The following is a 21,000-nucleotide window of genomic DNA, read 5'->3' as shown; positions in this document are numbered from 1 at the left end:
AAGCCTGCAATATCACGTTTCAGGTAGGTTTTGCTTCGAAGATTAAGGGGCAGCAATAGCATCAAGCCGCGCCTGAATATCAGCGGACAGTTCCAGCGTTGCTGCCAACAGATTTTCGGCCAGATGAAGGGGATTTGAAGTTCCCGGGATAAGGAGCAGGTTGGGTGACCGGGCCAGCAACCAGGCCAGCGCCACTTGCAACGGAGTTCTCTCGATATCGTCTGCAATCCGGGACAGAGCATCCGACTGGATCGGGCTGAACCCACCCAACGGAAAGAATGGCACATAGGCTATACCCTGTGCCGCCAAAGCATCAATCAGGCCATTATCGTCTCGGTGGACGAGGTTGTAATGGTTCTGCACGCAGACGACTGGCGCGATCGTCTGTGCTTCGGCTACCTGGGCAGCCGTCGCATTGCTGAGGCCAAGATGGCGGATAAGGCCCTGCTCGCGCAAAGAAGCCAGTGCTGAAAATGGTTCTGCCAACGAACTTTCTTTGGGAGCATGAACGTCTCCCATGAGTCGCAGATTGACCACCTCAAGATGATCGAGACCCAGATTACGCAGATTGTCATGGACGGCTCTGGTCAGGTCCGCCGCGCTCTGGGCTGGCCTCCATGATGCATCTTCACCACGTAGCGCACCGACCTTGGTCACGATCACAAGGTCGTGGGCATAAGGGTGCAGCGCCTCACGGATGATTTGGTTCGTGACGTGCGGACCATAGAAGTCGCTGGTATCGATATGATTGACGCCAGCTTCCACAGCAGCCCGAAGCACGGCAACAGCGGCTTTGCGGTCCCGTGGCGGTCCAAAGACACCAGGGCCAGCAAGCTGCATCGCTCCGTAGCCCATACGGTTCACAATGCGGTCGCCGAGTGTAAAGGTTCCGGGATTGGCACGACTGCTCATTGGTATCTCCTTGATAAGGGGGGCGTACCAGACATGGACTACGTTCAAATGATCGATAAGTTGGTGAAACGTGAACGGTCTGTACGGAAAATCGCACAATGTCATTCGAGCTTGATGATCTTTCAGCGTTCGTCGCCGTTGCGCGGGCAGGTGGTTTTCGCGAGGCTGCGCGCATTTCAGGTTCTTCGGCGTCTGGACTTAGTGACGCTTTACGCCGTCTGGAAACCCGTCTTGGCACGCGCCTGCTTCATCGCAGCACACGCAGCATTTCGCTCACAGAAACGGGTGCCCGGCTGTTCGAGCGGCTCTCGCCTGCGCTTGCCGAGATCAGCGCCGCGCTCGATACGCTTCATACGCAAACTGACCAGCCAGCGGGGACGATCCGTCTCAATGTGCCAGCCAATGTCGCCAGGACTGTACTTCCGGGCATATTGTCGCCCTTCCTGAAGGCTTATCCACAAATTCGCGTGGAAGTGACGGTCGAGGACAGTTTTGTTGATATTCTCGCCTCTGGTGCTGATGCAGGCATCCGTTATGAAGAGCGGCTGGAGCAGGACATGATTGCCGTTCCTATCGGGCCGCGAACCCAGCGCCTTCTGACTGCGGCTGCCCCATCCTATTTGTCTGCGAAGGAACGCCCCCAGCATCCGAGCGAGCTGCTGGAACACTCCTGTCTGCGTCTTCGCTTCTCCAGTGGAGCGCCAGCCATGTGGGAGTTCGAAAAAAACGGTGAGATTATTCGCCTCGATCCACCAGGGCCCTTAATGGTTCAACCCGGATCGGCCTGCGATCTTCTGGTAGAAGCTGCTATAGCGGGTCTGGGCATCGTCTGTCTGTTCGAAGACTGGCTGGCTCCCCACATCCGAAGCGGTGCGCTGGAAGTGCTGCTTGAAGACTGGGCCGCCCCCTTCTCAGGGCCCATGCTTTACTATTCCGGCCGCCGCCAGTTACCCCCGCCGCTCCGCGCGTTTGTCGATTTTATCCGCGTGCATGATTTTGAGTCCTAGTAAGCGCCACCACGATACTCATGAAGGAGCAATCGAGGCCTGCTTTCTTGGGGACATTCTCCAATACCGGGCCTTCCGCTTTTCCCCCAATCCAGCTGGCTCTTTCCGCGAATGACTTCGATTCCGGCCTTGGTAAGCTCTTCACGAATGAGGTCGGCATCGTAACCTTTGTCTGCCAGTAACGCCTCGATCTTATAAGCGATCATGCGGAACAGCGGACCGAAAGCCTAGATATCGTGGGTCTGTCCCGGCGTCAGGACAAAACCGAGAAGGTGTCCCTTGGCGTCGTATTGAGCGTGCACTCTGGTGGTGAAACCACCGCGCGATCGGCCAAGCACCTCGATTTTCTGAGCTCCTATTTTATACCGATAGCACAATGATGTGCCCGGGACCACCGTACTGTCGATCATGTCGACAGTAATATCCCGCTCGACCATTTCAGACAGGATTTCGAGCATCACATCCAACACGCCTGTCGTCACCCATCGTCATTAGCGTCGGAACACGTTGTTCCATTCGCCGTAATCATCAGGCAGGTGGCGCCACTGCGATCCGGAGCAGGCAATCCACATCATGCCTTCGAAATACAGACGATATTGTGTATCTTTCTATATTCATTGAGCGATGCGTTCGCCGCCGCAGAACACGATCTGTCGGTCTCGACGCGCAATGGCAATCAATGTCTGGTTCATCATTTGCGCTAAACTGTACGCCTGATGTGTGGGCGCCGAAACAGCAACGACAATGGCAATGCCTGCACGCAGGCTTTTCAATGCCATCTCAAATGAATAACGACTGGTCAGAAGGCAAAATCCGTTCTGTGCGATTAAGCCATCGCGCAGACGGGCCCCGATTAATTTATCCAGGGCATTGTGTCGACCAACATCCTCCCGGATCATCTGGATATGCCCATCAATGTCAGCCCATGCGGCAGCGTGGACCATCCGGGTCACGGCATTGAGTTCTTGCCATATATCGAGATCGTTCAGGGCCCTACGAATTGCATCAGCCGTAATCGTATCTGTTAGCGGAAGAGCGCAGACGGCCGATGTTTCCACCATTGGCACACTTTCGCTCCCACAAATCCCGCAACTCGTATGGCCTGTCTGAGCCCTGGGACGACGCCTCAGCAGGGCGGTCAGACAGTTTCCAGAAATCGTTATGTCCATTGTAGGACCGTCGTCAGTATGCGTGACCCTGACAGAGCGTATCTGTTCTGCAGACTGGATGATTTCGTCTGTCAGGCAGAAGCCATATGCAAAATCTTCCAGATGTTCAGGCGTCATCATCATGACCCCATACGGAAAAATCCCGTTGAAGGTCAGCCTTATGGGAACTTCGTCCGCGACATTCAACAGAATTGGCGCTTCCGGCATACCGAGAGGCGTCACTTTTGCCGTATGAAACAGTGCCTCTTTAACCATATCCCCTCTCCGGTCCCGGCCGAGCTTACCATCAAACGGAGGGGGCGTTGCACGTCATTCGACACGACAACATACTATTGCACTCTATTCTCTAGCAGTTTCTTACTCCGCAAACTGCATGGGTACTCCAGATGCGACGCTGGGTACGACCCTGACCGGGATGGACTTTGCAGCCGGTGTTCCGCTGATCCTGTCAAAATAGCCAAGTGGCAGTAGCGGATTGAGTTCCGGGTAATACCCGGCAATCGCCCCCCGCGGCATTGGATAGTCGATCACCGTAAGGCCATCGACATAGCGGCGGTAACCATCGTCACTATATGTCTCAAGTCCGATGACTGTCCCGTTTTCAAGTTCCCGGTCCTTCATGTCGTCCCTGTTCATGAAAATTACAAGCCGGTTGTTATAAACGCCGCGATAGCGGTCATTATTACTGTAGATCGTCGTATTGTACTGGTCGTGCGAGCGAATGGTCGCCAGACGCAACATGGCCTTGTCCTCGACCGGCACATTGGCTTCCAGACCCGGCAGCACGAGGAAATTGGCCTTGCCATTGGGCGTCTTCCAGATCCGGTGACGCGGCGGAATATCCAGGTGAAAACCTTTGGGATCCTTGATCCGCTCGGAAAAGTCCGAATAGATCGCTGGATAGATCTGGGCGATTTTATCACGGATCAGAACGTAATCCGCCATATAACGATCCCAGGGAATTTTCGAGTTTGGCAGGGTCGCCATTGCCATGCGGCAGACAATTTCCGTTTCTGGCAGAACATCCGGCGTCACAGGTTCGAACACGCCCCGCGATGCCGTCACATTCGACATGGCGTCCTCGATTGTCACAAACTGCTCACCAGCCGTTGTGCGGATGATCTCCGAACGTGCCACGACCGGCAGGATAAGAGCATCCCTGCCATGAATCAGATGGCCACGATTGAGTTTTGTGGCGATCCCGACGGTCAGATTGAGCTTTGCCATTGCCGCATAGGAACGCTCGGTATCCGGGACAGCACGGGCGAAATTGCCCCCCAGGCCGATAAAGACTTTTGCCGTACCAGCTTCCATGGCCTCAAGGGCCTCAATCACATGGTGGCCGTGCTCACGCGGCGGTTCAAACCCGAACACCTCGCGCACACGGTCGAGATAGTCCTGCGTCGGTTTTTCGTCGATCCCGACGGTACGATCACCCTGCACATTGGAGTGACCGCGGATTGGCGCGATGCCCGCACCGGGTTTGCCGAAGTTGCCACGCAGCATGAGTAGGCTGGCAATCTGCTGTACCAGACGTGCGCCTTCCTGATGCTGCGTAATGCCCATGCCATAGCAGATGACCGTTGCCCTGGATTTCTGATAGATCCCTGCGATCCGCCGGATCTGCTCCTCCGAAATGCCCGAAATCCGGGTGATATCCGACCACGAGCAGCCCGTCACATCGGCCCGTAAGGCGTCGAAGCCAGCCGTATGCTGATTGATGAAGTCCATGTCGAGAGCGGCTTCCCCCGCATCTTCGGCTTCAAACAGCACCTTCATCATACCTTTGAAGACGGCAAGGTCGCCACCGATCCGCACATGCACGAATTCGCTCGAAATAGGCGTTGACCCTAAGGTCGCCATCTGGACCATGTCCTTTGGTTCAGTGAAGCGGATCAGCGCGCGTTCAGGCATCGGATTGATGAGTACGATCGGCACGCCTCGCTTTCGCGCATCAACGAGGTGCGTCATCATGCGCGGCGAATTGGTCCCCGTATTCTGCCCGATGACGAAAATCGCCTCGGCATGTTCGAAATCGGCCAGAACGATCGTGCCCTTGCCGATACCAATGGCCGGCATCAGGCCACGGCTACTCGGCTCATGACACATGTTTGAACAGTCGGGAAAATTATTGGTGCCGTATTCCCGAATAAAAATCGAATAGAGAAAGGCCGTCTCGTTAGCAGTGCGCCCTGAGGTATAGAACTCTGCCTGATTTGGACTATCGAGCGCCTGAAGATGCTTTCCGATCAGCGCAAACGCATCGTCCCACGAAACCGGTATGTATTTGTCGGTCTTCGGATCATATTGCATGGGCTCGGTCAAACGACCCTGCATTTCCAGCCAGTAGTCGCTTTGTTCCATCAACTCCGTAACGGTGTATTTTTCAAAAAAGGTGCGGGTCACCCGTGCCTTGGTGGCTTCATGTGCCAGTGCCTTTGCGCCATTCTCACAGAACTCAAGCTTCTTGTGATGATCTGCATCTGGAAAGGCGCAGCTTGGACACTTGAACCCACCGGGCTGGTTCATGGACAGGAGACCCCGTGAGCCCTTGACGAGCACGCTTTGCTCCATGAGCACCTTTGCAGTGGCACCGGCCGCCCCCCACCCACCCGCAGGGTGATGGTACGGCTTGAATGCAGCTTTTTTTTCTTTGCTCATGATCGCGCTTCTTTCGGCCGCAGTCGGGTTTGAAAGATAAGGAACCGTATTGACTACAGGATCCCGAATTCCTGCATCGCTGGCACAAAATTTTCATTTTCATGCTTTGATCGCGCAAGCTTGACCAGAGCAAAGCGCTGCAGAGGTGTCAGGGCCTTCCATTGCGCCGCTGTTGGTGCAGCCACACCGTCTGCCAAGGCCTGCCCCTTCACCATTTCAGGTATCCGGGTCGCTTCCTGCCAGTCTTCAAAACCGTGTGTCGTAAGCCATATTGGCGGTTCATTACTTCGTGCCTCAATCAGTTGCACAACAAAGCTGCGATACACATCCTGTTCATCGGATGTTTCACAGGGGAGTTCCGCAAGTTGGCCCCGCTCGTCTCGTGTAAAACGGCTCCATTGCCGCAGACTGAGTTTCACACCGACAAGATCGAGCTTCTGCCGGGCAATCATCGGAATACAACGAAGCGACGCGGAAAAGTCGCGTTCAAAGTTGAAGATCATCAAAGTAAATCCCGATTCACTCATATGGATTTGATGCAGCAGAGCCCTCTGCTTCCTGTTTCGCTTCTGTCACGCAGGAACGGGCATCCGAAGGCAGAATGCAAAACAACAAAAAGACATCTCTGGAAGAACTGAGACTGCATTAGCGGCATGGCGGATCCGGGCAGTGACAGGAAGCATCTGCAACGTGTCAGGTTCGACAGGTCTGCCTCCGGTTACGCTATCGCCCTTCCGGGATCGTCGGGGGTCTGCAGGGTGTAATATCATCTCCCTGCAGACCCCACTCGTCAGACGAACCGGATGTCGAGTGTTCGCAGATAAGTCTGTAAACCTGCGTCCTGAATGGGGATCAGGCGCGCTTCGGAAGCCGACTCATTGAAATGGGCGTGCCAGTAACCCGGCGGCGTCACAAAAGCGCATCCCGCCTCCCAGTCGACGCGGACAGGATTGACGATCCGCCCTTCTTCATCAAGCTCGGTGCCCACCAGTGAATAGCAGCCGGGCTCGCAATCGGCGATATAATCGAGGGCAATCGACTGATGACGATGTGGCTTCTGTTCAGTCCCTGCTCCGATCATTCCATACATTGCCCAGAGCGTATGGGTTACAGTCCGGGTTAGTGGAAACTCGTCTGCACCCAGTAGAACACTGATACGGCTGCGTTCAGCAGCAGCGGGAGAATGCTTCACACGCTCAAGTTCCCGGTTCGCATCCGCAGCCCGGAACAGGACGGGACGAAAACGGGCAGTATCGACGCTGACACCCAGATAGGTCAGCAGCGGCGCATCATGAACGGCGTAAAGGGCAGCGTCAGCCGATGCCTCAATGGCAATGCCGTCGAGAGCAGGCACAGCAAAGAAATCTCCATGCGACCATTCGAAAGAAGCCGAACCGTTGCGTGCCTGACCATTGCCGCGAATGACGTAGAATACGATCGACGTCGCATTCGGGGCCATCTCGATCAGATCTCCTGCATTGATGCGTACGAAATTGGCGCAAAGATCAGGTCCCGTCGCAGGGCTCGGGCATTTCAGTTCCACACTTAGATCAAGCGGAACGATCCGACTCTCACCGTCCGCATACAGCGACGGCGAGAAGAAATGATATGGAATCCGGGGAGTCAAACTCGGACGGATTGGATTTGCAGCCTTGCTGTACTCGTAGAAATGCCCCGAAGAAACGGCGTCATTTACATCGCTTTTGCGATCAATCGTCAGACTGTCCATTGTGATCTCCGTTATTTCGTGAAGCCCAATTAAGGTCACGCAATGCCTCTTGTATCCGGTCTGGCATTGCTCGAGCTACGGGACCGTCGGCAAAGGACTTTTGCTAAGATTGCTATGCACAATTTTTCCGGAGCACCCGACAGCAGGCAACAACAACACGTCTTCAGGGCAATTGGGATATGCCTCTCGGCTCAGGACTTCTGGTCAGAAGATAGCGACTGCAGCGAGGGAGAGAAGGGGGAGAAGAAGACGGTCGGGCATTCGTCGTAGCGCGTTGCGATACATCGCCAGTCCTTAAGGCGTCCAAACACGATCTCGAGGCCATTCCGTTTGACAAAATGATGTCGCTCAAAAGTCGGAAATCATTAACTTAGGCTCCCCCATGGCTCTTTGGAAAAAGGGCGGCGGACACTCCATTTGTTCGTCCGTCAGCCAAATAAAGGATCGCTCATCTTCAGTCTCCTCACGGATCCTGCATCAGATTTCCATAAAGACGCTTAATGAATCCTAAGCCTTTGGTTGGGACCAACACAAACGGGACGGAAACGATCTTCGACTCTTCATCCTGGCTAATTCTGTTCCCAGTACATGGGATCTTTGAATTTCCGACTTACAAAATGGATGAAACTTTTAACTTTCGGGGCCACGACTTTTTTGGGTGGGTAAACTGCCCATATAGCCCGTTCTGCACCGGGCGCCAGAACCCACTCAAAATCGGCCAGTAGCCGCACAAGTCTTCCTGCCTGTATATCTTTTCCAATCAGCCAGTTGGGAAGGAGTGCAAGACCGATACCCTTGAGCGTAGCTTCAAGAATTGCTTCGGAATCATTGGCTTTCATCAGACCTGCTACAGTCAGTTTTTCAAATGGGGAGTCCGGTTTGTCGCTATTTCTATAGTGCCACGTATTTCCCGATTGAAGAGTAAATAAGAGGCAGCTATGTGAAAATAAATCCTCTGGAACTTCAGGTAAACCTGCTTTTCTGATGTAATCGGGCGTACCTACGATCATGCGCGATTGCCCGGACAGTCGCTTCGCCACGAGACTGGAATCAGGGAGAGCACCGATGCGGATTGCAACATCCGCACCACTTTCGATGAGATCGACTGTCGTATCTGTCAGTGTTACATCAATACGGATGTCGGGAAAGGCAGCCAGAAACTCCGCCATATATGGTATAATATGACGGCGTCCAAAAGCTGTAGGAAGGTTGATCCGCAGCAGCCCTCGTGGCGAGGCGTTATGCAACATTATCTCTTCACGGGCATGATCCAGATCCGTCATGATCTGACTGGCCCGCTCCTGCAGTAAGGTGCCCGCCTCTGTCAGATGGAGACCTCGTGTTGTTCGATTGAACAGCGCGGCTTCCAAATCGGTTTCCAGACGGCTGATATGGCGGGACACCGTTGAAACTTCCATCCCGAGCTCAGCCGCGACGGCAGAAAAGCTTTTGATCTGGCTGGCACGCACAAAAACACGTAGCGCAGTGAAATAGTCCATGTGATCGCTTCTCCAATGTCTCTCGTCAGGCCCCAATGTTTGCGGAGAGCTCATTACTTTAAGCTGTTTTCACCTCGTCTATCCTGCTCATGGGGCGTCATTTTCGCGTTATGTGTCCTGCATCAAGGACTGACTGAGATTTGTGTTTGGAAGCCTCTTCCTATCCAATAGAGGCTATCCGGTATTCATAGAAAATACCCGCCACTCTAGGTCATGCTCTTCAGCACGCCATCACGGCGGATAAACCCATGAAACAGGGCGGCCGCGATATGAGCCAGAACCAGCCCGAAGAGCGAAAATGCCAGGATCGTGTGGGTAGAGCGAAGCCAGGACCAAAGCACCGGATTGTGCGGCAGAATTGCAGGCAGAAGAACGGACTGTCCCCATAGCGGAATGGGAAATCCACCTGCGGAGAGCATTCCCCAGCCTACAAGAGGCAGAGCAATCATTAGTCCGTACAGCAAAATATGCGAAGCTGTAGCAGCACGTCTTAAAAGGCGCGGCAAATCATCTGGGAGGGGCGGAACGGATGATCGAAGGCGATTTCCCAGGCGCAGGATTGCCAACACAAGGATCGCGATGCCCAGAGGGCGATGCAGTGTTACCAGTCGGTGATAATTCGGCCCGACCGAAGACGCCATGAACAGGCCGATAAACAGCATAGCCAAAATCATGATGGCCATGAGCCAGTGCAAGACGCGTGACAGAAGCGGGAAGGATGCCATCCGGGTCATGATTTTTTGCTTTCAGAGGCCTGAATCAGGTTGGTCGTTACAGCGCTTGGGCTATGTTTTTCGCCAGAGCGGAGTGAAAATGACCGCATGTAAGCGGCTGAGCGCACCTGAAGGATCGGATCATCCGACGGTTGAATGCCCGGCGGCAAAACGAGCGGATCAAAGGTGATGCCCGTGCAGGGCCCGTCATCCTCGCTTTCAATGGAATTCAGGGTCAAGGTTCCGGCATCGATCGTCTGGTCATTCTGTGCCCAGATCTGGCTGGGATCATTGATGGCGTCATGCGCACCCGCCACAGTTATTACCAAATGCCAGTGCAGGGGGTGGCCGTGAATGTCATCAATAAGTTTGCGGAACAGATATTCATGATCGCCGCCTTGCACATCACTTGGCGCAACCGGTTGCGTTGGGATCATCGCCCAACGAACCGGTGTTGTCGTACCGTCTGCGGCGCTCAGGACAAAGCTATTGAGGCTGTGAAACGTATCGTCTGCGAACCCCGATGAAATAAGGCGATGAGCATTTTCTGCGGCTGCGGATTTAAGCCAGGGATGGGTCGCGCCAAACGCTTTCATTCGGGCCGGATCAGGCTTTCCGGTTGCCGGATCGATCTGCTGCGATGCAAAAAAATCTGACACATCATGCGCATCGCGCAGCGGCAGAACCGGTGGGTCATTCATACCCGTCCGCCATTCAGGTGCGTCGGGTGGCGTGAAGCGCAGCGCCATACTCCTCACGGTGGCTGTGCTATCCGGCGCATAAGGCTGCCCTACAGCAAGAGCGAACCGCCCAATAACCGGTACATGCTGCTCATGGAACACGGCCGCGCGTGACAGATGCGAAGCTTCACCGCTCGCATCAAACCATCCGCTGACACAGACTCCCTTGGCGTGAGCTCTTCGGAAACCATGTCCGTAGCTTCCGGCGTTATGCAGTTCGCTCATCAGGCGGTTCTGCGTTACACGGGCGGGAGAAAAACAGGCGCTAGTCCAGAGGAAGGCCAACGCAAGTGCCGCAGGTACGGCACCAACGCCAAGCCAGCGTAGGGCCAGCATGGGTGGGCGTGCAGGTTTTTGAGCCATGGGTTTCGATCCAATGCGGTTATCTGCCGCAAAGACGTCAGGCAGGCTGGATTTATTCCCAGGAAAACGCGTTACTGAAAAATATTTTCGTATTCGGCTGTTTGATGCGGAATAAATTGCCTCCCAGAACGTCTTTGTCTGGGAGAGTGACCCTGTGAAAGGCAAAGACGGAGTTGAGTGATGATGCGCATCTCAGGTTGCAAGCCGCCATTCCGGCGTTGAGACGATATGCTCGTGTCCTGACCCGCGACCCGTCGCAGGCGGATGATCTCGTACAGGATTGTCTGGAGCGAGCCCTCACGCGCCTGCATCAGGTTCGTGGCCAACCTGACCTGCGCGCGTGGCTGTTCACGATCGCGCATCGTCTCAACGTCAATCACTGGCGGCGTTTCCGGCGCTTCGTGTCATGGACGGAATCCATGCAGCCTGAACAGTTGCAGGAGGCCGACCAGCTCCCTTATCTGGAGTGGCAGGAAGTGGTTCAGGCGTTTGGACATCTGTCTGATGATCATCGACAGATCATGATGCTGGTGAGTGTTGAAGGGCTTCAATATGGCGTAGTTGCAGAAATTCTGGATCTGCCGATCGGGACCGTGATGTCACGCCTTTCCCGTGCACGTGCTGCCCTGCACAGTCTTGTCGAGCATGAAGAACGCCCTGTGCTCCGGAGAGTGAAATGACACAGCCTGATCGCCCCGTGACCGAAGATGATCTGCAGGCCTGGGTTGATGGATTTCTGTCTCCCGAACGCCTGCGAACAGTGGAGGACTGGCTCGAAAGTCATCCCGAGACATTGCAGCGTGTCATGACATGGAAAAACGAGCGTGAGGCCCTCCGTGCCGGACTGGGGGCGGAACTCCGGCAGCCCATACCGGCGCGCTTCAATATTTCAAACCTGCGGCAACGGAGCGCCATGCATTCCAGCATGCCCCGAATGGCAGCCTCCATCGCCATTGCACTGTCGATAGGGTTTGACAGCGGATGGTTCCTCCGTGATCGCCGCGTACCCGTCGGGTTGGCTGCCGTTGAACAGGAAGCGACCATCGTGCGTGAGGCCAGCAAAGGGAGCACGATTACGGAAAGCAATGTTGTGCAACTCACAGCATGGGGCGGGAAAATGTTGGGGCGCCCGGTACAGCCACCGGATCTGTCCGCAGCAGGCTATCACCTTGTGGGCGGACAACTGGTTACGACCGATCATGGTCCGGCCTGCGTCTTCTTCTATAAAGATAACAGCGGCGCACGGATCTCCCTGTTTGTGCGTCCCATGTATGGTGTGGACGTTACTGCCCCCATGCGTCCGATGCAGCATCTGCCGGGTTATCTCTGGGCCCAGAACGGGTTGGGGATCAGTATGGTCGCCGATACGTCCATGAGCAGCCTGCACACTCTGGCTGACCATGCCCGCGATCTGATGGCAAAAGCCAGTTGAAGGGCAGGGCGTCCTGCAGCCTGATGTTTTCATCGCCGGGAATGAAGCCTGCGACCGCAGGACTGTTCCTCACAGGGAGTGCGTGGGCTTGGCGTATTGGTGGCGTAATTCACCCTAAAGAGCGTGAAGAGCCGGGTGAATCATGTCGTGTGGTATAATGAATGGTCTGCCGGAGCCTTCATGAACATGCACGGGTTGGCCCGCGATACGGAAGGTGGTCGTCAGTATATCCGTGGTCAAAATTTCCGCAGGGCTGCCTTCTGCATGAATGCGCCCTTCATGGAGGACAATGATCCGGTCCGATACTGCTGCGGCCCAGTTAAGGTCGTGTAGAACCATCAGACAGGACCCGCCACGTTCATGGGCATGGGCGCGCGCAAGAGTCAGGATCAGTTTCTGTCGTGCAGGGTCCTGAGCTGAAATCGGCTCATCCAGCAGCAGGAGACGTGAGCGCTCATGCGTACTGCGAAGCTGCACCAGAACCCGTGCGAAATGGGCCCTCTGACGCTCTCCACCTGAGAGACTGAGAATGTCCCGTTCTGCAAGATGGGCAAGACCGACATCTTCCAGAGCCCGCGTTACCCTGTCTTCTGAAAGCCGGGTAACAGAACATCCCAACCTCCCCAGCACTGCAAGCTCCCGAACGGAAAAACGCGCCCGGAGCTGTGAGTCCTGTGCGAGCATGGCACGACGTTTCGCAAGGTCGGCACCTGAAAATGTCGAAAGATCACGGTCATCAAGGGTGATCTGGCCCGCAGATGGCGCCAGAAGCCCTGCTGCCAGGCGCAGTAATGTGCTTTTCCCGGCACCATTTGGACCGATAACGGTAACGACCTCGCCCGGGTTAACAGAAAAGCTGATCCCATTCAGAAGCACGCAACCACCAAGCCCATATGAGACATCCTTCATCTGCAGGCTCATGACGGAATATCCGCCTGATGGCTGCGGGTCAGAAGCCAGATGAAGGCAGGCGCCCCAATAGCGGCCGTTACGACACCGACAGGGACGTCAGCAGGAAGGGCAATTACCCGTGCCAGTGTGTCAGAAACCAGGAGAAGTGAGGCTCCCAGCAGGGCGCTCGCCGGCAACAGGATACGATGGTCCGGTCCTGTTACAAGGCGGACCAGATGGGGCACCACGACCCCGATAAATCCGATGACACCAACACAGGCAACGACCGGACCGGTTGCGAAGGCGACACCAAACATGGCCAGACATTTGATGCGCTGAACCGGGTAACCCATGAGGCTGGCATTGTCCTCGCCCAGCAACAGGGCGTTCAGGGGCTTAGCGATTAAAGTCATGAGGATTGCTGCAACCAGCAGGAAAGGCAGCAGGACGAGATTATGTGACCAGGCCGCACCGGACAGGCTTCCCATTGTCCAGAAGGTCAGATCTCTCAGGGCCGTATCATTCGCCCGGAAAATCAGAATGCCTGTTATGGCACCTGAGAACGCTCCCAGTGCCACACCGGCGAGCATGATCAGTGTCGTGGAGGTCAAGCCGTTGCGGGTGGCAAAAACATAGAGCAGTGTCGTGCAGACAAGGCTTCCGATCATGCCGCTGATCAGGACCATCCAGTCAGACAGAAAGTCCGGTACAGATCCTGCGCCGCCCAAAACAATCATGATCGCGGCGCCAAGAGCAGCGCCAGAGGAGACCCCGATCAGTCCGGGATCGGCCAGAGGGTTGCGAAACAGTCCCTGCATGACTGTTCCTGATGCCGCCAGAGCCGCACCCGCCAGAATGGCCAGAAATGCCCGGGGCCCACGGATCTGGGTTACAATCAGCCATGAGGCATCATGCTTTCCATTGATGCCGACATGCAGAAGGTTTCGGAAACCAAGGCCCGTCGCTCCGACCATCAGAGCCCCGGCAGTCGCTATGATTAGCAGAACCATCAAGCCCAGCAGAACGATGATGGACGAAGGACGGGCAATGATCATGCGGGTGCCGCAGCTTCGATCATGTGGGCCAGATCAAGGGCAGCTTCCGGCGTTCGTGGTCCAAAACCCAGCAGACGCTCACCTTCCATCGAAATGACGGCACCGCGCTGCCCGGCGGGCGTAAGCCGGAACCCCGGGTTGGCGAGCAGTTGTGAGCGAAGATGAGCTTCCTCCTGTGTCATGGTCAGAATGATATCCGGATGCAGTGTGGCCAGAGCCTCATCATCCACGATCTTGTAGCCCTGCATGCTTTCGCCAGCGTTGAGCGCGCTCGCCAGCCGGATTACCGCATCGGCGGCGGTCCCAGTCCCTGCTGCCATGGGATGACCGTTTGTCATGCGCATGACAAACAATACGCGCCGGCTGACCGGATGGGCAGCACGCCAAACCGCAAGAGCGTGGAAACTGTCGTCGATCCGTCTGCATAATCGCTGCCCCGCGTCGCGTGCATCCAGAATTCCAGCCAGGAACAGGGTGCGGGTTCGAATGGCTTCCGCAGAAGGCGTGGCATCCACAAAGATGAGCGGGGTGCCAGATGCCACCAGTTGCTGTAGTGCCGCAGGCGGACCCGCATCGTTCATGACCAGAATGAGATCCGGCTGCAAAGAGAGCACTCCCTCTGCGGACAGAGTACGCATGTACCCTACAGACGTCTTTTCCTTGAGTGCCTGCGGCGGCCATGTCGAAGTGATGTCGATGCCGACGATGCGGTCTGCTGCACCAAGGTCATAGAGTGTTTCTGTTATGGTTCCACCGACACAGACGATCCGTTTAGCAGGGCCAGGCCGGACGATCCGTCCACGACAGTCGCGGATGGATTGCGGCTGTGCACTGTCAGCATATGCCGACTGTAACGTACCGCCGATCAGGGCCAGCGTTGCTGGCAGCCCTACGGAAACGACGAATTTGCGGCGCGTCGGGTGAGGCTGACGGATCGTCATCAGAAATCAATCCTTGCAGTGACTTTGAAGGAACGACCCGGCTGCGTGTAGTAACGTTCGGACAATGATGAGGAAGATGCGCCATAAGGGAGCGACGCCGCATTGTAATAGGCTTTGTTGAAGATATTATACATTCCGGCCTGAATACGGAGCGGACGGTAGAACGAAGGGCTATACCAGCCAGTCAGATCAAAAAGAACGTAACCTGGCGTCTTCCACTGACTGGTCAGCGTGCCGGTCGATGTCAGATATTTGGCGTCATTCCGGTGCGTGGCGAAAGTGGCTGACAGGTCGCTGCCCCAGCGGTCCGTCTTGTATCCAAAGCCGATGATGCCCCGAAAAGGTGCAACGGAAGCAAGATGGAAGTTCATGTCTGTATCGCGCCCGTCCGTATAGGAAAACGATCCCCATGTGTGCCAGTGCTTGTCAAAGGCCCAGTGAACGTTGGCTTCAGTACCGTAAATGCGAACATGTGAAAGATTGATATAGCCGTAGCACAGGTAATAACCGGAACACCCGGTAATACCATCCATATCGATATAATTTTTATAATAGTTATCGTAAAAGGACACATTGATACCGTGCTCGGAGTCCCCATATTTCAAACCAACTTCCCAACCCTTACTGCTTTCAGGCTTGAGATTGGGATTACCGACAACCTGATAGAAGGGGGCCGTACTGTAATTCAGATATTCTTCTGTCGCAGACGGCGCGCGATAGGCCTGCGAGTACAGGCCATAAAGCGTCAGATCCTTCGTGACCTTGCCCTCGACGAGAACTTTAGGAGAAAAATGCGATCCATGAGCCCCATGTGGCAGGCCGGTGTAGCCGGCATTGGCCCGGTAGGAGGCGGTATTGTGGGGATCACGCTGGAAATAGTCGAACCGGAAACCGGGCGTAATGTGGAACCATTCGTTCGCACCCATGCCGATACGATCCTGCACCAGTGCGCCAAGATCGGTGCCATGAACCTTTGGCATGTCCGAAAAATTGTCATGCACATAAGGGCTGGATGTGGCGTGCTGACCGGTCTGGGTCTGGTATGTATCCGTCAGGAAGGCTTCACCACCATAGGTGATGACGTGATGAAGCGGACCAGTAAAGATATTGTTCGTAGCTGAACCTTTCACACCATAGGATTGCACCGGTAGAGAAAGGTGTTCGTGAGTATAGGTGGAAGCCTTTGCGGTATCATTGTTGGTAATGTCAGTATCGGTTTTGATCTGTTGCCAATACGCCAGGAAATGAGCTTCGCTAAAGAGTGACGTTGGCGTCTCGCCCTGATAATCGTAATTTCCCGAAATACGCGACCGCTGGTTTTCGCTTTTGGTTGTATAGTGATCAGTGGCAGTGGATTCAGACGTCCGTGTCCGTTCATTGTAATTGCGATCGAACCATTCGCCCGTCAGGCCGATCCGATGCCCGCCTTCGAAATAATGGCGGATCTTGCCAAGAAAACTGCCCTGACTGTAGCTGGCCGGGTTTTTGGCGGTTCGGGTACGCCCGTAACCGTAGGTGTTTCCCTCGTTTCCTGTTTCGCTCCCGTTCTGGTAACCGCCCTGAAGCAGGAAGACCGTGTTCTTATAGCGGGCGGCAAACGCCTGATCGAGAAGAGCGGCTTCCGCAGATCCATTATAGGTCAGTTTCGTAATCCCGCCGAACGTCTTGCCCGGTTTGAGAACATCTTCCGGATCAAGTGTCCTGAGGGCGATGACGCCACCGAGAGAACCTGTACCAAAGAAGCTGGAATCCGCACTTTTGACCACATCAATGGCACCAAGGGAGTTGAAGTCGAAGGCGCTGACACCTCCCTGCGCGGTGCTGAACGACCCGGCATACGCACCATCATTCGCCCAAGGCATGCGGACACCATCAATGGTTGTCTGGATACGGTTCTGATCAAGGCCGCGAATGTTGATGCTGGAATTTCCGGCACTGTAATTCACTGATGCATCCACGCGACGGGAATAGTCTTCCAGACTGTCAATCTGCCGGTCGCGGAACGTCTTGTACGTGGTCGTCGTAGTGAGAACTCCGGCCATACCAATAGAACTGTGATCGGCATCGGGATCGAATTTCATTGAATCAATAATGTCCTGAGCCCCCTTCACCTTCACGGTGGGCAATGCAATCGAGGCTTGAGGGGAGACCGTAGAGCCTGTGTTTGTTTTGGGAGTGGTCGTGGAAACGGCGGACTTGGACGTCCTCTGATCAGGATCCAGAGGAGCTGCAAGAGCAGGTGTGACGCAGGCGCAGGCCAGCGCCGTGGTTGCCAGCATATGGGAAAAGAAGATGCGACGTGGTCGCGGGCAGAACCTTGGCATTGCGGAAAACCTTTGCTCTTGCAAATGAGAATCGATCGCATGTAGGGTTGTTGAAAAGCGCCCGTCAACTGGAATTCTCGTTTGTTGCTTATGATTATCGTTCGCAACAAAACGAGTGTATTTTTCTGGTTACACCAAACCGATCTGCATCTGCGCTGCTTTTCCTTATCCGAAGAGCGGCATACCACCGAAAGGCTCATAGTTTGATGAACGACACATGCATGCTGCCCCTCTCGCGCCGTCTCAAGGAAGCGACCACCACAACGCATGAGACGCTGGACCAGAGCATCATGTCCCGGAACATGTTTGCCACAACCCAGGGTTATCGCGACTTTGTGCTTCTACAGTACCGTTTTCACCAGCATCTTGATCCTCTGTACCGCCATCATGTGCTTGCTGACATCATTCCAGATCTTGCAACCAGAAACCGTTTTTCGATGATTCATGATGATCTGAAAGATCTTGGCGAACCTCTTCCAGCATACGAAACACCCCTGCCCACACAGGATGCCTCTACTGCAGCCGGATGGCTGTATGTCGGGGAGGGGTCCAAGCTCGGAGCCGGTTTTCTGATAAAACTTGCACAGAAAATTGGTTTTACATCCAGCTTTGGCGCACGACATCTGGCTCCGGACCCTGAAGGAAGAGGAACGTCGTGGAAAATGTTTCGTGAAGCTATCGATCAGACTGTAAAACTGGATGCCGAGCTATGTATCCAGGGCGCGCAGGATGCCTTCGCACATGTAAGAAAATATTTGTCGCACTCTGAAAACATTCAAACATTGCCATGATTTTTTAAGTCACGATGCGGATGGTTCTTCAAATTTTGGAATGCGTCTATGAAACCTTGAGCAGCCATCTCCGCGAACTGTACAGAGAAAGAGACATATTCCGACCTGAGGAAAGGACTGCCATGTGCCATGACAGTCCATCCGTAATTCATAGTTTTGAAAACGGAGTATCCTTCTTCGTTGGTTTGCCACCGCACACCATCGATGACGTCCCGCTCCGTAATTGCGCCGGAAACGAGGTGTTCAGTCCCGGGATTTAAGGTGAGAATATTTTCACTTTGGTGGAAGGAGGGACTCTGGCGCAGACCGCCATATAAGCCCTACGACCACACACGCAGTGCGAGCAGCTACACAGCGACCGCAGGCTTCACTTGAAGTGCTGAGCGAGAAATTCGGAATTAACCCGAAAGAGTGCCAAAGTGGCGGAAGCGTCTGAGCGTTGAGGGTCAGACGACTCGTTCCAAAGAGCCGCGCTCAACACTGTTCCAAGATGGACGAAGTATGGTGGTTGCTTTCTGTGACAGACCCTGCTGCTCATCTGGATGACTGTTTCTCTGTCCTACAGGCCAGCATCCTTTATTTGACACACTCACCCCTGAAGCGATGTTTTAAGCGTCCTGGGATTTCTCGTCTGTTGGGTATGAGGGATACAAACCTGCAAAGCAGCCCTTCAAACACTCCCCAATCGGTTTTATCCACATCGATATCGCGGAAGTGCAGGCAGTTGAAGATGAGGAGTTTCTCTTCGTGATTATTGATTAGGCAGATCAATTTTCCAGTATATACTGGTCGGTCTGAAATTCCCTTAAAAACTTAATTGATTTATTCGGGGCATATGCATCGCAAAGGCGTCAATTGCAGGGGCTTGAACTACGATAAAGCTTTCCTGAAGCATCTAGGCAGGCATAGGCATTCCCGGTGCCAGAAAGGCTCGAAAATGTTGCCTGATCGCTCACGGTTGAATTCTTGGTACTAATAGTGCCATTATTTGCGGATATGTTCCCAGAGGTAATAACGTCTCCGCTAGCATTGATATTGGACTGGGCATAAATTGCCCCGTCAAAGTTCACTCGCAGCGAACAGGTAAGAACGTTGACACTGGAGCCGCCACAGAGAGATGCGGAACCTACATTGCCGCCGACATTCAGTCCCAAAGCGCCCATCATGGCGCCGGATGTCGCTGTGTAAGGAGAATTTCCGAAGGCATCATTCGCATGTGCTCCGATGTAAACTTCAGCGCTGACATAGCCTGTAGAACCGCTGTTACGATGCATGAACGCAGCGAGGCGAATGTTATCAACAGAATCAAGAAAAGCATCCCATTCACCAAATTCATGGTCGGGGGTGCTGGTAGAAGTCGATCCGCTGCCATTAGCAAAGAATGCGCCAGGAGCATTGATAATCTTCGAGTTTGCTCCTCCGTCCAGTTCCAGCAGATCAGGGTTCATGGGAGCATTAATTTTAAATCCCCAACTATTTGCAGAAGGGGCATTGCCTTCTTCAACAATGGTCAATGGCGTGACGCGTAAAGAACCTGCGAGACCGGAGTTCCGGATATCGTATTCGGCACCATATTCATGTACCCAGCTATTGGTTACATCATTGTGGTCGATCCGCCAGTTAAAGATTCCTGATCCTGTATTGGCCCCAATTCCGACGGTTGGAGTTCCGAAATTTGTCCATACGGTATCAAGGTTTGAAGTGCTGGGAATTTGCCCTACCGTAGCATTATTCTGACCTGGGACTGCCCAACCGATAACTGCGATATGGGTGCTGTCAATGACGTGATCTACGAGTGACGCATAATAATTCTTGGCGGGTAGGTCAGAAGATGCCGAGAATGCCGGAGTAGCTACGGATGTGTCGATACTGTTAGTCATAACGTACATTCCAAAATGGATGCGCGCTATTTGTTCCGCTGTCATCGGTGTTCCAAGGACAATTTCTGTTGCAGTATATGAAGCAACAGAAAGCTCTAAAGTGCTTGGCTGGTTGCTTGCAGAAATATATTCCAGAGACTGGTCGGCAGAACCATAAGAGGCAATGCCAGCAATTGTGTTCCAGTTAGTGGAAATGCCTGGTAGAAAATCAGTGACGGAGCCCGGGCCATCGTGGATGCAGAGAAGGCATCCTTGACCGCCTATGCCGTCGGCATGTCCAACAATATAAAGCTGGGAATCAGCGCCATAATCGCCGTCAGTCAGAGTGCCGACACGTGTGCCTCCAACCAAAAAGGCATGAGGCTTCATCAGGTTCCAATAATTTCGTCCAGGAACGGTATCGTCTGCTTGTGACGGATTCACAGCTAAAACAGATACATTGTTTGTATCCAGAAAGTTGCTGGATCCAATCGAAGATAAAGGCGCAGTTATTGCCGATTTTGTATTAAGACCAGCGACACCTGCTGGCTTATTAATGCTAACCAGCGGTATGTAAGAATTAAGAGCAGACATGGACACTGGTTCAGGGCACGCTGTCGGGTGGCCATCACTGTCAACTCCACAGGCAAATGCACTTATTTCCGCATTATGCCACAGGTTATCATTTCCTTTATATGTGTAAAGTAGAGGGTTTTGATTTCCGTCAAGTTTGGTAACTATTGTTGTGGGTAAATATTGTCCATTTTTAGCTTTATAGGCTAACGGAACATCTTGAGCTGTTGCAGCGAAAAAAGGAAATAAAGCCAGAAAAAATGCAGGCATGCTAAGGAATTTGTGCAAAGCCATTCCCCATAAAATAGCGAATATATTGATTGGTTTAGCTATTTATACTC

General features: G+C 53.9%; 19 protein-coding genes and 1 pseudogene. 5 read left to right on the top strand and 15 right to left on the bottom strand.

Going from position 1 to position 21,000, the window contains the following annotated elements:
* Positions 1-42: 42 nt before the first annotated feature.
* Entirely contained in the window at positions 43-912 is an 870-nt protein-coding gene (locus JK202_RS01225; RefSeq protein WP_211557251.1) for an oxidoreductase, read from the bottom strand.
* 98 nt (positions 913-1,010) lie between these two features.
* Here JK202_RS01225 and JK202_RS01220 point away from each other — a divergent pair, with 98 nt between their 5' ends.
* Complete coding sequence (locus JK202_RS01220) at positions 1,011-1,919, top strand: LysR family transcriptional regulator (protein WP_211557250.1); 909 nt, start codon at positions 1,011-1,013, stop codon at positions 1,917-1,919.
* A gap of 227 nt (positions 1,920-2,146) precedes the next feature.
* Here the strand turns inward: JK202_RS01220 and JK202_RS01215 are convergent, their stop codons facing one another.
* The 9 genes from JK202_RS01215 to JK202_RS01175 all read right to left on the bottom strand — a co-directional run bounded on the left by JK202_RS01215 (position 2,147) and on the right by JK202_RS01175 (position 10,793).
* Complete coding sequence (locus tag JK202_RS01215) at positions 2,147-2,401, bottom strand: hypothetical protein (RefSeq protein ID WP_211557249.1); 255 nt, start codon at positions 2,399-2,401, stop codon at positions 2,147-2,149.
* Between the two features lie 9 nt (positions 2,402-2,410).
* Positions 2,411-2,509 (bottom strand): transposase, encoded by a 99-nt coding sequence (locus JK202_RS16545; protein WP_408872127.1) that lies wholly within the window; start codon positions 2,507-2,509, stop codon positions 2,411-2,413.
* Positions 2,510-2,533: 24 nt separating this feature from the next.
* Positions 2,534-3,343 (bottom strand): formate dehydrogenase accessory sulfurtransferase FdhD, encoded by an 810-nt coding sequence (gene fdhD, locus JK202_RS01205; protein ID WP_211557248.1) that lies wholly within the window; start codon positions 3,341-3,343, stop codon positions 2,534-2,536.
* A 102-nt stretch (positions 3,344-3,445) separates the two neighbouring features.
* Positions 3,446-5,749, bottom strand: a complete 2,304-nt coding sequence (locus tag JK202_RS01200; RefSeq protein WP_211557247.1) for an FdhF/YdeP family oxidoreductase — start codon at positions 5,747-5,749, stop codon at positions 3,446-3,448.
* 53 nt (positions 5,750-5,802) lie between these two features.
* Positions 5,803-6,252, bottom strand: a complete 450-nt coding sequence (locus JK202_RS01195; RefSeq protein WP_211557451.1) for a nitrate reductase associated protein — start codon at positions 6,250-6,252, stop codon at positions 5,803-5,805.
* A 287-nt stretch (positions 6,253-6,539) separates the two neighbouring features.
* A complete protein-coding gene (locus tag JK202_RS01190; protein WP_211557246.1) occupies positions 6,540-7,478 on the bottom strand; it encodes a cupin domain-containing protein in 939 nt (312 codons plus the stop codon).
* Positions 7,479-8,047: 569 nt separating this feature from the next.
* A complete protein-coding gene (locus JK202_RS01185; protein WP_211557240.1) occupies positions 8,048-8,977 on the bottom strand; it encodes a LysR family transcriptional regulator in 930 nt (309 codons plus the stop codon).
* 206 nt (positions 8,978-9,183) lie between these two features.
* The gene (locus JK202_RS01180; RefSeq protein ID WP_211557237.1) at positions 9,184-9,711 is read right to left on the bottom strand and encodes a cytochrome b; all 528 of its coding nucleotides are present in this window, start codon (positions 9,709-9,711) and stop codon (positions 9,184-9,186) included.
* Positions 9,708-10,793, bottom strand: a complete 1,086-nt coding sequence (locus JK202_RS01175; RefSeq protein WP_249199497.1) for a catalase family peroxidase — start codon at positions 10,791-10,793, stop codon at positions 9,708-9,710. Before JK202_RS01175 ends, JK202_RS01180 begins: the two co-directional genes overlap by 4 nt.
* A gap of 173 nt (positions 10,794-10,966) precedes the next feature.
* On the opposite strand from JK202_RS01175, the gene JK202_RS01170 reads away from it, so the two are divergent.
* Positions 10,967-11,473, top strand: a complete 507-nt coding sequence (locus tag JK202_RS01170) for an RNA polymerase sigma factor (RefSeq protein WP_211557235.1) — start codon at positions 10,967-10,969, stop codon at positions 11,471-11,473.
* Positions 11,470-12,225 carry an anti-sigma factor gene (locus JK202_RS01165; RefSeq protein WP_211557233.1) on the top strand — a complete coding sequence of 252 codons (756 nt, stop codon included), beginning with the start codon at positions 11,470-11,472 and terminating at the stop codon, positions 12,223-12,225. Before JK202_RS01170 ends, JK202_RS01165 begins: the two co-directional genes overlap by 4 nt.
* 114 nt (positions 12,226-12,339) lie before the next feature.
* On the opposite strand, the gene JK202_RS01160 is transcribed toward JK202_RS01165, so the two are convergent.
* From JK202_RS01160 to JK202_RS01145, 4 genes are read right to left on the bottom strand one after another with little or no spacing between them, the layout of a single operon-like run.
* Entirely contained in the window at positions 12,340-13,146 is an 807-nt protein-coding gene (locus tag JK202_RS01160; RefSeq protein WP_211557228.1) for a heme ABC transporter ATP-binding protein, read from the bottom strand.
* Positions 13,143-14,171: an iron ABC transporter permease gene (locus JK202_RS01155; protein ID WP_211557227.1), complete on the bottom strand. Its 1,029-nt coding sequence runs from the start codon at positions 14,169-14,171 to the stop codon at positions 13,143-13,145. The genes JK202_RS01160 and JK202_RS01155 overlap by 4 nt, the downstream gene beginning before the upstream one ends.
* Positions 14,168-15,112, bottom strand: a complete 945-nt coding sequence (locus tag JK202_RS01150; protein ID WP_211557226.1) for a hemin ABC transporter substrate-binding protein — start codon at positions 15,110-15,112, stop codon at positions 14,168-14,170. Before JK202_RS01150 ends, JK202_RS01155 begins: the two co-directional genes overlap by 4 nt.
* Entirely contained in the window at positions 15,112-17,391 is a 2,280-nt protein-coding gene (locus JK202_RS01145) for a TonB-dependent hemoglobin/transferrin/lactoferrin family receptor (RefSeq protein ID WP_211557225.1), read from the bottom strand. Before JK202_RS01145 ends, JK202_RS01150 begins: the two co-directional genes overlap by 1 nt.
* Before the next feature lie 20 nt (positions 17,392-17,411).
* Here JK202_RS01145 and JK202_RS01140 point away from each other — a divergent pair, with 20 nt between their 5' ends.
* Both JK202_RS01140 and JK202_RS16540 read left to right on the top strand, forming a co-directional pair.
* Complete coding sequence (locus JK202_RS01140) at positions 17,412-18,227, top strand: biliverdin-producing heme oxygenase (protein ID WP_349291807.1); 816 nt, start codon at positions 17,412-17,414, stop codon at positions 18,225-18,227.
* Positions 18,228-18,540: 313 nt separating this feature from the next.
* Positions 18,541-18,986 (top strand): annotated as a pseudogene (locus tag JK202_RS16540) (IS481 family transposase); the annotation flags it as partial.
* A gap of 92 nt (positions 18,987-19,078) precedes the next feature.
* On the opposite strand, the gene JK202_RS01135 reads toward JK202_RS16540, so the two are convergent.
* The gene (locus JK202_RS01135; protein WP_211557223.1) at positions 19,079-20,929 is read right to left on the bottom strand and encodes a hypothetical protein; all 1,851 of its coding nucleotides are present in this window, start codon (positions 20,927-20,929) and stop codon (positions 19,079-19,081) included.
* Between the last annotated feature and the right edge of the window lie 71 nt (positions 20,930-21,000).

It is taken from the genome of Gluconobacter sp. Dm-62, assembly GCF_018256155.1.
Taxonomy (GTDB): Bacteria; Pseudomonadota; Alphaproteobacteria; order Acetobacterales; family Acetobacteraceae; genus Gluconobacter.
Note: the sequence above shows the minus strand (reverse complement) of the source record. Positions and strands in the feature narration are given on the sequence as shown.

Coding starts and splice junctions, on each gene's coding strand:
- JK202_RS01225 (WP_211557251.1), bottom strand. CDS start 912: ATGAGCAGTCGTGCCAATCCCGGAACCTTTACACTCGGCGACCGCATT.
- JK202_RS01220 (WP_211557250.1), top strand. CDS start 1,011: ATGTCATTCGAGCTTGATGATCTTTCAGCGTTCGTCGCCGTTGCGCGG.
- fdhD (WP_211557248.1), bottom strand. CDS start 3,343: ATGGTTAAAGAGGCACTGTTTCATACGGCAAAAGTGACGCCTCTCGGT.
- JK202_RS01200 (WP_211557247.1), bottom strand. CDS start 5,749: ATGAGCAAAGAAAAAAAAGCTGCATTCAAGCCGTACCATCACCCTGCG.
- JK202_RS01195 (WP_211557451.1), bottom strand. CDS start 6,252: ATGATCTTCAACTTTGAACGCGACTTTTCCGCGTCGCTTCGTTGTATT.
- JK202_RS01190 (WP_211557246.1), bottom strand. CDS start 7,478: ATGGACAGTCTGACGATTGATCGCAAAAGCGATGTAAATGACGCCGTT.
- JK202_RS01185 (WP_211557240.1), bottom strand. CDS start 8,977: ATGGACTATTTCACTGCGCTACGTGTTTTTGTGCGTGCCAGCCAGATC.
- JK202_RS01180 (WP_211557237.1), bottom strand. CDS start 9,711: ATGACCCGGATGGCATCCTTCCCGCTTCTGTCACGCGTCTTGCACTGG.
- JK202_RS01175 (WP_249199497.1), bottom strand. CDS start 10,793: ATGGCTCAAAAACCTGCACGCCCACCCATGCTGGCCCTACGCTGGCTT.
- JK202_RS01165 (WP_211557233.1), top strand. CDS start 11,470: ATGACACAGCCTGATCGCCCCGTGACCGAAGATGATCTGCAGGCCTGG.
- JK202_RS01160 (WP_211557228.1), bottom strand. CDS start 13,146: ATGAGCCTGCAGATGAAGGATGTCTCATATGGGCTTGGTGGTTGCGTG.
- JK202_RS01155 (WP_211557227.1), bottom strand. CDS start 14,171: ATGATCATTGCCCGTCCTTCGTCCATCATCGTTCTGCTGGGCTTGATG.
- JK202_RS01150 (WP_211557226.1), bottom strand. CDS start 15,112: ATGACGATCCGTCAGCCTCACCCGACGCGCCGCAAATTCGTCGTTTCC.
- JK202_RS01145 (WP_211557225.1), bottom strand. CDS start 17,391: ATGCTGGCAACCACGGCGCTGGCCTGCGCCTGCGTCACACCTGCTCTT.
- JK202_RS01135 (WP_211557223.1), bottom strand. CDS start 20,929: ATGCCTGCATTTTTTCTGGCTTTATTTCCTTTTTTCGCTGCAACAGCT.